We start from the raw sequence: 10470 nt of genomic DNA, 5'->3' as shown, positions 1-10470 counted from the left end.
GCTTCGACTTTATTTTTCTTTTTTAACTGATTAAGTAATTGATTATAGATTCGATAGAATTTGTGGTCTTCTCTCGATTTACAGGCTTTAGAAAAGGTGGATATGTCCACCTTGATTCCCGTATGATTCAATCGGTAGAACAAGTCTCTCATACGGGTCAAACTCTGATCGAGTATGAAGTTAAACCAGATTTCAAAGAAGAGGCGAGAGTTGAGAACCGGGTAGTCATGAGCAGACAATGACTTGAGAATGGGTTGGACAAGATTGGTAAAGGAAGCTAGCATAGGCGAGAATATTATTTGAATATTTGAGGATAGAATACCATATTTTATCCTCTTTTTTTCGGCATTAAGCTAACATTCAACACTTCTGCCTTATTACCTAAACCCAAGCGTCGCGGTCCTAAACCGAATGTGAATTTACGAGAAATCCTAAACGCCATATTTTATCTGCTCCATGAAGGATGCCAATGGCGTGCAATCCCTAACGATTTACCTCCTTGGCAGACAGTATCAAGTTACTTTCGTAAATGGCAGAGAAAAGGGGTTTGGGAAAAAATTAATAAAGTTTTGAGAGAGAAAGTAAGAGTAGATTCCGAAAGAAATGCCGAGCTAAGAGCAGGCTCGATTGATTCACAGTCGGTGAAAACAACTCAAAAAAGGGTGAAGTATACGGATTTGATGAGGGAAAGAAAATCAAAGGTCGCAAACGTCACATTCTCGTAGATTCTTAAGGATTATTAATTGAAGTTTTAGTGACTGAAGCGAATTTCTCAGAAAGAAAAGGAGGAGTGGTTTTAGTCAGTGAAGGACAAGAGAAAATCTCTAAGCTTCAAGTAATTTGGGTCGATCAAGGATATTCAGGGAAAAAATTTGCCCAAATGATCGCTCTGGTCAGTCAAGCTAGAGTAGAAGTGATCGAGAAGAAAAAGAAGCAGTTTGAAGTGTTGCCACGGCGTTGGGTTGTAGAACGAACATTTGCTTGGCTGGTGCAAAATCGACGTTTAATTGTAGACCAGGAGCAATTACCAGAAATAAGTGAGGCGATGATCTATACAGCTATGTGCCGCTTGATGCTCAGAAGATTAGCGCGTCTGGCCCAATCTTCTTAATTTTTGTTTTATAAACGGTCTCTAAGACTCCTTAGATGTTCCGTTTCTTTGTACAATCAACATTTATGTTGCTCTCGTGGGAAATATTAAGATTAAGAACCTATCTTCATGGAATCTTCATTAAATTCACTCGATCTCTTCATCAAATTTTTACAAAAGTCTCCATAAAAGTTTGCAAGGAACTGAATTGATGTCATAAGTAATGCTGAGATGCTGACTGCTCTGCCGACACCACGACTTCTATAATATGAGTTCCGGATATGCTGAAATCCTGATTCTATTTAAGGATTGTCTAGTTTGCTGGTAATGGATAAGCCTTCAACAATGATAGATGGGGTATAACAAGAGCCATTCCATTCGCGATCGCCGCCCAACTCTATTACATTTCGCAGACAGTGATAGATATTTCCCGCTACCATGGTGTCCTTCACTCGACCTACAATTTCTCCATTCCGAACTCGATAACCCAAATCTACATTAATCGAAAAGTCTCCGGAAATTCCTCCTCCTGTGCCTAAAATTTGATCCACAATTAGAGCATCTGGTAGGGAAGCAATTAAGTCTTGTAGAGTCTGTTTTTCACCAGAGGAAACAATCAGATTATACAGAGAGGGGGTGGGATAACTGCCTAAGCTCGGTCGAAACCCATTGCCAGTGGTTCCGGTTCGCAACTGGCGACCTGTGGTGCGATCGCACAAGAAATGTTTCACCACCCCATTTTCAACAAAGATCAGGGGCTGGGTTGGCTCTCCTTCATCATCAAACGGACAGCTATAGGGCCCCATCTGAGGGTCTTGGGAGAGGGTAAGCTGGGATGAAATCGCCTGTTCTCCCAGTTTTTCGACCCAAGGGGACGATCCTTCAAAGACTTGCTTACCATTCAGAGCAGCGCTAAGAGTTTCCCAGAGTAAATCTGCTGCTTTGGCTGTAAACAGAATGGGGACGCGCCTCTGTGGGGCGGCAACATTGCGTTCACAGGCTTTGATGTGGTCTTGGATTCTAGAAACTATGGCTTCTAAATTGAGGGTATCCCGTTGCACCTGTCCATCACTAATGCTGCAAAAATCATCACTACGTACCCATTCCACCGTGAGATAACCACTGAGGGTGGTATCCGTATAACTACAATCGAGACCTTGAGAGTTGAGCAGGCGGGTGCTTTCCGCTTCAGTATCGAGTTCCGCACTACACAGGATATCACCGTAGTTTTCTCGCAAGCGGGCGATCGCGTCTTCTCCCCAGTCTAAGAGTTGCTTGCTCTCTACCCAAGTCCCCAGATCGGGATAAACCTGTTTACATCCAGAGGTTAACTCCACATATTTCGATCGCTCTTGCAGTTCGGAAAGGGCGATCGCCTTTTCAACTAATTGTTCTGGTGCAATTGAACCATGGGATACAGCTAATCCCGGTTTACCTTTTTTCCATAAGCGTAGAGCAACCCCTTCACTGTGGTGAGTGAGGACACTTTTGAGGCGGTTCGCTTCAAAGAGAATGGGAATTGAATGGGATTTGGATAAAAAGACTTCTGCTGCTTCTGCACCATTTCGGGCAGCTAAATCTAATAACTGCTCACCATAATCATCCCAAGAGGCTTCAGACGGATCGAGAATGGAGGGGGAGCTAGATGCCGAAAGTAAACTTTCCGCGATGCGATCGCCCCTTGAACTGCAATCCTCTCGATCGGTTAACTGTTGATTCCCTGTGCGATCGTTCACGCTCCGTTCTCACCCTCCCTAGGATTGTGGCTGTAGATTCACTGTACCAAAAAATGGAGTCTATAAAAGCTACAATCGGCTCTGGAGTCCGATCGCGATCGCCCTTTTCCTCCAGGGGTTGGCGATCGAGAAATATCCTTAATCCGGATGGGTTTGTAGTCTTGTACCTACCAATTCTAGCTCTAGACTTGTATTTCCATTCCACGTATTTTCCCGTAAGCTGTAGGCGATATCCAATCGAGAGGGGAGAGGAAAATAATCTTGCCAACGCCAGGCAATCGCCTTCAAAATCCGTTTCGATTTTTCCTGGGTCAAGGTCAGCTTAATATGTCCTTTGCCAACAATTTTTTGCTCCAAAATGCGGACATCTGGAGTCCAGAAGATGGGTAAATCATTTTCAATTCCACAGGGATGTAAGCGATCGATTTGCCCATATAAATCCAGATCCAATTGACTAAAATTCGCTAACCCGTCAATCCGAATTAAGGGTTTTAGCCATTGGGGTTGTAAACACTGATGGGAAAAATCGCTCAGTTGAATTTTAAACCGTTCTAAATTTTGGCTCGGTAAAGAAAATCCGCCCGCTGCTTTATGTCCTCCATATTTCTCTAACAGAGCGTCACAGTATTCTAACGCTTCAAAGACATGAAATTCAGGAATTCCGCGTGCCGAACCCCGAATGCGATCCTCATCTTCATAGGTTCCTAGAAAAACGGGAACACCATAGCGCTCGACTAAACGAGAGGCGACAATCCCAATTACGCCATGATGCCAACCGGGTTGAACTAAGACCAATACTCGGTCATCATAGAGTGGAATTTTTTCCGTTTGAATGATATCAATGGCTTCTTGGGTGATTTGTTCGCAAAGCTCTTGGCGACGGCGATTAATTTGCTCGCATTTCATCGCTTGTTCTAAGGCAAGTCCGGGTTCATCTGTGGTTAATAGTTCGATGACAATTTGGGGATCGGATAAACGACCGATCGCATTAATCCTTGGCCCGAGACGAAACCCAATGTCTTCTGGTTTAAGGGACTTCTGGCGATCGCTCACTCCAGAAACCTGAATTAAAGCTTGCACTCCTGCCAGTTCTGAATGGGGTAAACGTCTAAGTCCCCGCTTTAACCAACGACGATTAACCCCGGTTAAGGGGGCGAGATCGGCGATCGTGCCTAATGTAAATAATTCTAAACAGAGGGGATAAAGGGCTTTGGCTTGTCCCAACTCTTGTGCTAAAGTGATTGCTAAGATGTAGGCTACCCCAACTCCGGCTACTGAAGCGTAAGGAGAAGTATTTGGCAATAGTTTCGGATTTAAAATAGCGCGGGCTGGCGGTAATTGGCTCGGCAGTTCATGGTGATCGGTAATAATCACAGTTAAGCCTAATTCTACAGCCCTGACAATGGGGTCATAAGCAGCAATTCCATTGTCTACCGTAAGGATAATCTTGACTCCTTCTTGATGAAAGTCTTCCACAATCCGGCGATTAATTCCATAACCCTCACTCATGCGACTGGGAATGGCATAATCGACCTGAGCGCCCATATATTTTAAGCTGCGTAATAATAGGGCGGTACTGGTCATGCCATCGGCATCATAATCTCCACAGATAGCAATTTTTTGTCCTTGGGCGATCGCCCCTTTCAGTAAAGTCACACTGTTTTCTAAATCTGGGAATTCCGCCAAGGGATGGGGCAATTGAAGCCGATCCGGATTCAGATATCCTTGGGCATCTGGGAGCGTTTGAATCCCTCGATTGTGTAAGACTTGGGCAATTAACGGCGATAAATTCACCTGTTGGGCAAAGGATTCAATTTCTGGATCTGGCTCAAAAATCTGCCATCGTTGCTGAGGAAGTCGCGCCAGAGTTCCTAAACGTCGAGTTAAGCTTTTTTGGGGAGGTATTGGCGCAGAGAGAGAAAATTTTTGACTATCCATCAAACAGTTAGGCCAGATTTATCTGGATTTAGCCTATCATATATAGCGCTGTGCGCTAGGGAATAGGGAATGGGGAATAGGGAATAGGTTTCAGTATTAAACCCTGTCCTAACTGACGCTTTCTCTGCTATAGCAGGCAAGCTGTAAGGTTGGTGCTGCGGAGAATAGAAAACCGGTTGCTGGCGATCGCCAAAAAAATATCGGGTGGCATCAACCACCCGATCGCGACATATCCAATCCAAACCCGGATTTACGAATCGGCTTTTTGCCCCCCCGTTACCTGAGAGGTTAAACCAGAAATATCCTTGTAGAGTTCTTGGCGAGTCGAAGCTTTGAGCAGATAGCGCCAAACAAACCAAGCGGTATAAACAATTCCCACCAGTTCAAAGAGGGGAGCAAGAGCAAAGCCCAGAAGGGGAATATGATTAACCGCATCTAATATCGCTAAGGTGAGGTAAACAGAGATCAAAGCCGTTATCACCAGAGCTACGTTGATTAAGGGTTTTTGATAAGTAACAAAGAACTCACCGATATAGTCCGTTAACCGAGAGAGAATAGTCAGTACTTGATCGACGGTTTGTTGTCCGGAGGAAGAAGCCATAACGGGAGAGGAGGTAGGAGATTCGACTAACTCAGCTTTAGGAGTGGGAACAGGAGCTGATACCGGAGCTGGGCTAGGAGTTGAGGCTGGAGTCGGGGTTTTTTCAGGTTCTTTACTTTGCATAATGTTCTCAATCTCAATCAGATTAAAGGGTCTGGGTGAGGAGCGTTAAGTGGTCACTAACCAGATTAGCCTATTGCACTAATGCTCAGACCTCCTTGAGACTAGAGCAGAGTTCGATCGTTGGCAAGAGGCAAGCCATAGCGAGTGGGCAATGGGCAGCAGGCAATAGGCAATGGGCAATAGGGAAAAATAAAGGTGCGTTAGCTTAGGGTAGCGCACCTGGGAGAGAATCTAGCACTTCTTAAACAGAAGTATAGAAATTATGGGGTTTATGGGGTGGTTTCTTCAGCAGCTTCGGTAGACTCAGGCGAGTTGTTGAGTCGTTCGAGTTGCTGTTGGCGGAATTTAGCGGCAGCATCATCTAAATTTTCTTGTTGGTCGATGCTGAATTGTTCGGGGTCTCTCAAATGGTTTCCCCGCTGGAGGTTGTGCATTAAGTCAAAGAATTGGCCATTACCTCCCTGGCTGGAGAATACACTAGAACCCCCATCTTGGGTTTGGATATCTCCTAGGGGATCGAGGATAGTTTGGGCAGAACTGGCTTGAGCAAACAGAGCCAAGCTCAGGCCAGTGAGTAGGGTAAACAGGGTGTACTTTAAAGGTTTGATGGACATGGAACCTCCGGAAAATTGCGAATTAGGATAAACGACGACGCAGTAGGGGTTGAATTCCGAGGAGGGCGATCGCATCAACGCTCAAGAGTACCAGTAAACACCCTCCCAGAGAAATGTCACCCCAGGGAGCAGCCATTACCATACTACCGAATCCCCAATCGGAATGAGTATAAAGATAGCGAATTGGCTCGATAGCATAACTGAGCGGATTTAAGCTAGAAACAATTTGTAACCAGTAGGGCATAAAGGAGAGGGGAGCTAGGGCGCTACTGGCAAAGAGTAAGGGCAGGTTAACGACGAAAATCACAGCGATCAGTTCAATATGGCCGGGAAGGGCAAAGCTGAAGCCTAAACTGACTCCGGTTACTCCTAAGACCAATAAGAGAATAATCAGGGTAATGAGCGCGAGTCCTGAGAAGGTGGGAAATCCTGCACCCAGAAAAATCCCAGCGATCGTGATGACAGCGGTTTGAATCAGGGCTAGGGTGACAATATAGATAGCGCTAGCCAGGACAATGGAGTAGCGAGAGCTTAAGGGAGCGACTAACAGACGGTTGAGAAAGCCAAACTCGCGGTCAAACATGACGGGGAGTCCGGCATTGAGGGCCCCGGAAAAGGCGGTAAAGACGATTACACCTGCGCCGAGGAATTGCCCATAGTTGAGGCGATCGCCTAAAAATCCTTCTGGGGCATTTTGAAACAGCGCTCCAAACAGGATTAACCACATCAGGGGCTGAATGACTCCAGCAACAAGGGTGGTTGGACGGCGCTGGAGCTGGATAAACAGGCGTTTGGTGAGAGCAAGGGTTTCTTGCACCAGTTCGCCAAACGAGAATTGAGAACGTTGTTTCAGGGTGCTGATATCCAGGTCAAGATTGGATTGAGGGGATGTGACAGTCATAGGTATCTTGGTTCAGAATCCACAGTTAGGAATGCTCTTTGATTCGAGATTAACGCATATTTTGTTTCTGTTCTTTCTTCAAATCCCGTGTCCCGGCAGCCGCTAATTCGGCATCCAGGAGCGTCTGTCCTGTAGCGGCCAGGTAAACATCATCTAAACTGGGTCGAGATTGGGCAAGACTAAATAAGGGTAATCCTGCTTGATTCAAGGATTGCTGCACTTCAATCAATACGGTAGATTCAGTGGCAGCCGGATCGGGATTGACCACCAGATTTAAGGAGTTGCCTTGAGCGCTGTTGATAATGACCTCTTGAACGTTCGGTAAGGCTTGCAAGAGGGTTTTGGCTTGTTCGGCTTCATCTGGGGGACAAAACTCGCGAATTCGTAGGGTGATGCGATCGCCTCCCACTTGCGTTTTCAGTTCTGAAGGTGTTCCGCAAGCAATGACTTTACCTCGATCGATAATAGCGACGCGATCGGCTAAAATGTCTACTTCTTCTAAATAGTGGCTCGTAATCAAAATTGTGGTTCCTGACTCTCTCAATTCCCGCAGAAAGTCCCACACCACCACTCGACTTTCAATATCTAAGCCCACCGTCGGTTCATCTAACACTAATACCTTGGGTTGGTGCAACAGTCCAGCCGCCAAGTCTAGGCGTTTGCGAATCCCCCCTGAATAGGTTCCTGTTTTCTGATCGGCATACTCTTGGATACCCAACCGGTTAATCATCTGTTGGACGCGATCGCCAATTTCCTTCCCAGGAATATGATACAGAGCAGCTTGCAGGTTCAGTAATTCCCGGCCCGTTAACACCTTATCCAGAGCCACTTCCTGAGCAACATAACCTAACAATTGTCGAGTCGCTCTCGGATACTCCACAACAGAAATTCCTGCTACTTCTAGCTTTCCACTATCCGGAGTGCTGAGGGTACATAAACAACGCAGAGTAGTCGTTTTTCCGGCTCCATTGGGCCCTAGCAAACCGAAAATTTCTCCGGCCCGAACGTCTAGAGATACATCTTTCACCGCATCAATGTTGCCATATCGTTTTTTGAGATTTTGAATCAGAATCGCTGGAGTCATGAGGTTTAAGGGAGTATATAGACCAGGGAAAAGTCACAGGAATAACCCCTCTAGAATACTATCTAGAGGGGAGAAAGGAGAGAGAGTCACTACTACCAAACTTGACACTTGCTGTCCACTAGCTAACAGCAAAGGAAATAAAGATAAGAAGTCCAACCAATACTGCGGCGATACTCCCCATAATTACATATTGGGTTTTTTGAGCTTGGGTTGGAGGTTCTGCTTGATATACTTTTGGTTCTTGGGCAAAGTTATTGAGACGGCCACCTTCTTCTGTGGTATATGGCATTTTATTAACTCCTGCGCTTGTTTATGATAACTATCTTAACATTTATTTACAAACTTGGCTAGGGTCGAGAGAAAATTTTTCTTCGAGAGTAGGAAGATTAGATCAGACTCCCTAGAGATTTGCTACATAGAACAGAGAAACGCTATATAATTTTCTAAATGACGTTTGGATTTCTCAACCTCAATAAACCCCCCGGTTACACGTCCCATGATTGTGTGGCACGGGTTCGTCGCTTATTACACACCAAGCGGGTGGGCCATGGAGGAACCCTAGATCCTGCGGCGGTTGGGGTTCTACCTATTGCTGTAGGGAAAGCAACCCGTCTGTTGCAGTTTTTACCTCAAGATAAAGCGTATCAGGCCACAATTAAGTTTGGTCTGCGGACAGAAACGGATGATTTAGAAGGAGAGGCGATCGAGAGTCAACCGGTTCCCGATCTGAGTTTAGAGTCGATTCAGTTGGTTTTAAGCGAATTTCAGGGCAAGATTGAACAAATTCCTCCGATTTATAGCGCGATTCAGGTGGGAGGAAAGCGTTTGTATAAATTGGCTAGACAAGGGGAAGTCGTTCAAGTGCCAGCACGGACAGTGGAAGTGTACGATCTTCAGGTTCTTGATTGGCGGCCGGGGAACTTTCCAGAGTTGGATCTGGCGATCGCCTGTGGCCCAGGAACCTATATTCGGGCGATCGCCCGCGACTTAGGCGATCGGGTGAACGCGGGGGCAACGTTAGCTCAGTTAACCCGCACCCAAAGCAGTGGATTTCGTTTAAGCCAGAGTATGACTTTGGAGGAGTTGGAAACCCAAGTAGAGCAGCAAACCTTTACCCCCATTTCGGGTCAGGTTGCCTTAAGTCATCTTCCAGAGTGCATTCTTTCCCCGTCCCAAGTGCGCTCCTGGTTCCATGGCCAACAATTGTCCATCCGTGATCAAACTGTATCCGGGACAGTAGTGCGCGTTAGTTCCCAAACTGGCGAGTTTCTCGGTATTGGAGAGCTTGAGCAAACTGATTTACAGTGGGTTTTACATCCGAAAGTTGTTTTTTCTTAAATCAAGGAAATTGGTGTGCCCAGAATTCTGACCTTATTAACTGATTTTGGTCTTCAAGATCCTTATGTGGGGGTCATGAAAGGAGCGATCGCCCAAATTAATCCCCAGATCGCTGCGATCGATCTCACCCATGACTTACCTAGGCAAAATTTAGCGGCTGCTCGGTTTGCGCTGATGAATGCTTATCCCTATTTTCCCGATGATACGGTGCATGTCGCAGTTGTCGATCCGGGAGTGGGAGGGGATCGCCGGGCGATCGCCCTAGAACTTCCCCAAGGGTTTTTAGTCGGGCCAGATAATGGCATATTTAGCGGCATTCTCAGCCAATATCCCCTGATCAAAGCTGTCGAACTAACCAATCCTGACTATTGGCGATCAGCTAATCCTAGCACGACCTTCCACGGCCGGGATATTTTTGCTCCTGTAGGCGCTCATTTAGCCAATGGAGTGCCGATCAAGCAGTTGGGAGAGGCGATCGATCCCCATACCCTAGTTAACCTTTCCCTTCCCTCCTATACCCAAGAGAAACATTATATTCGAGGCGCAATCCAATCTATTGACCATTTTGGTAACCTAATTACCAATATTCCTGGAGAAGCCGTCAATCATGTTCCTTGGTCGGTGATTTTGAATGAAGAAATTATTGTCGGCGCTCAAACCTATAGCGATCTACCCGTTGGTCAGGCGATCGCCCTCATCGGTAGTCATGGCTGGGTAGAAATTGCCGTTAATTGCGGTAATGCCGAAAAAGAACTAAGGCTCACTTGGGGCGATTCAGTTCAATTACTGATCTACACCGAATGAGCCGATGAGGTTTATTTGAGTTAGACGGGCTAGGAGGGATTCGAACCGACACCACTGAAGCAAGCTAACGCTATCTAATAGCCCAAAACCCTTGTCTTACATCTTAAGGGATGACAAGGAGGCTAAAGAGTAGACTGTATAAGGGATAGAACCCTCAAGGGGTGACAAGGCAGCTCAAAGGTCGCTATAGCGACCTTTTTCGGTGGTATTTTGCTGAAAACCTCAACGGAAAGCTGGCGAG

At 46.1% G+C, this 10470-nt stretch carries 10 protein-coding genes and 2 pseudogenes; 3 read left to right on the top strand and 9 right to left on the bottom strand.

The genetic code is table 11. The features are described from left to right. A pseudogene (locus J7545_RS03755) lies at positions 1-284 on the bottom strand (IS4 family transposase); the annotation flags it as partial. Positions 285-323: 39 nt separating this feature from the next. On the opposite strand from J7545_RS03755, the pseudogene J7545_RS23890 reads away from it, so the two are divergent. Next, positions 324-1111: pseudogene (locus J7545_RS23890) on the top strand (IS5 family transposase). Between the two features lie 281 nt (positions 1112-1392). Here J7545_RS23890 and J7545_RS03745 read toward each other — a convergent pair. The 8 genes from J7545_RS03745 to psb34 form a co-directional block, all read right to left on the bottom strand. Then, positions 1393-2721, bottom strand: a complete 1329-nt coding sequence (locus tag J7545_RS03745) for a TldD/PmbA family protein (RefSeq protein ID WP_413038599.1) — start codon at positions 2719-2721, stop codon at positions 1393-1395. Between the two features lie 243 nt (positions 2722-2964). Continuing rightward, the gene (gene recJ / locus J7545_RS03740; RefSeq protein ID WP_318719151.1) at positions 2965-4764 is read right to left on the bottom strand and encodes a single-stranded-DNA-specific exonuclease RecJ; all 1800 of its coding nucleotides are present in this window, start codon (positions 4762-4764) and stop codon (positions 2965-2967) included. Further along, positions 4764-5006: a hypothetical protein gene (locus J7545_RS03735; RefSeq protein ID WP_318719150.1), complete on the bottom strand. Its 243-nt coding sequence runs from the start codon at positions 5004-5006 to the stop codon at positions 4764-4766. Before J7545_RS03735 ends, recJ begins: the two co-directional genes overlap by 1 nt. A gap of 8 nt (positions 5007-5014) precedes the next feature. After that, on the bottom strand, positions 5015-5488 hold the full coding sequence (locus J7545_RS03730; RefSeq protein ID WP_318701363.1) for a CAAD domain-containing protein: 474 nt from the start codon (positions 5486-5488) through the stop codon (positions 5015-5017). A gap of 269 nt (positions 5489-5757) precedes the next feature. Next, the gene (locus J7545_RS03725) at positions 5758-6102 is read right to left on the bottom strand and encodes a hypothetical protein (protein ID WP_318701364.1); all 345 of its coding nucleotides are present in this window, start codon (positions 6100-6102) and stop codon (positions 5758-5760) included. Between the two features lie 22 nt (positions 6103-6124). Beyond that, a complete protein-coding gene (locus J7545_RS03720; protein ID WP_413039280.1) occupies positions 6125-7009 on the bottom strand; it encodes an ABC transporter permease in 885 nt (294 codons plus the stop codon). A 43-nt stretch (positions 7010-7052) separates the two neighbouring features. After that, positions 7053-8087, bottom strand: coding sequence for an ABC transporter ATP-binding protein (locus tag J7545_RS03715; RefSeq protein WP_318701366.1), 1035 nt, complete (start codon positions 8085-8087; stop codon positions 7053-7055). A gap of 118 nt (positions 8088-8205) precedes the next feature. Continuing rightward, a complete protein-coding gene (gene psb34, locus J7545_RS03710; RefSeq protein WP_318701367.1) occupies positions 8206-8376 on the bottom strand; it encodes a photosystem II assembly protein Psb34 in 171 nt (56 codons plus the stop codon). 158 nt (positions 8377-8534) lie between these two features. Here psb34 and truB point away from each other — a divergent pair, with 158 nt between their 5' ends. Then, complete coding sequence (truB, locus tag J7545_RS03705; RefSeq protein WP_318701368.1) at positions 8535-9425, top strand: tRNA pseudouridine(55) synthase TruB; 891 nt, start codon at positions 8535-8537, stop codon at positions 9423-9425. A 15-nt stretch (positions 9426-9440) separates the two neighbouring features. Continuing rightward, complete coding sequence (locus J7545_RS03700; RefSeq protein ID WP_318701369.1) at positions 9441-10229, top strand: SAM-dependent chlorinase/fluorinase; 789 nt, start codon at positions 9441-9443, stop codon at positions 10227-10229. Positions 10230-10470: the final 241 nt, after the last annotated feature.

This window comes from Roseofilum sp. SBFL (genome assembly GCF_017746885.1).
GTDB lineage: Bacteria > Cyanobacteriota > Cyanobacteriia > Cyanobacteriales > Desertifilaceae > Roseofilum.
This window is presented reverse-complemented; position numbering and strand designations above follow the sequence as displayed.

Coding starts and splice junctions, on each gene's coding strand:
- J7545_RS03715 (WP_318701366.1), bottom strand. CDS start 8,087: ATGACTCCAGCGATTCTGATTCAAAATCTCAAAAAACGATATGGCAAC.
- J7545_RS03730 (WP_318701363.1), bottom strand. CDS start 5,488: ATGCAAAGTAAAGAACCTGAAAAAACCCCGACTCCAGCCTCAACTCCT.
- psb34 (WP_318701367.1), bottom strand. CDS start 8,376: ATGCCATATACCACAGAAGAAGGTGGCCGTCTCAATAACTTTGCCCAA.
- recJ (WP_318719151.1), bottom strand. CDS start 4,764: ATGGATAGTCAAAAATTTTCTCTCTCTGCGCCAATACCTCCCCAAAAA.
- truB (WP_318701368.1), top strand. CDS start 8,535: ATGACGTTTGGATTTCTCAACCTCAATAAACCCCCCGGTTACACGTCC.
- J7545_RS03725 (WP_318701364.1), bottom strand. CDS start 6,102: ATGTCCATCAAACCTTTAAAGTACACCCTGTTTACCCTACTCACTGGC.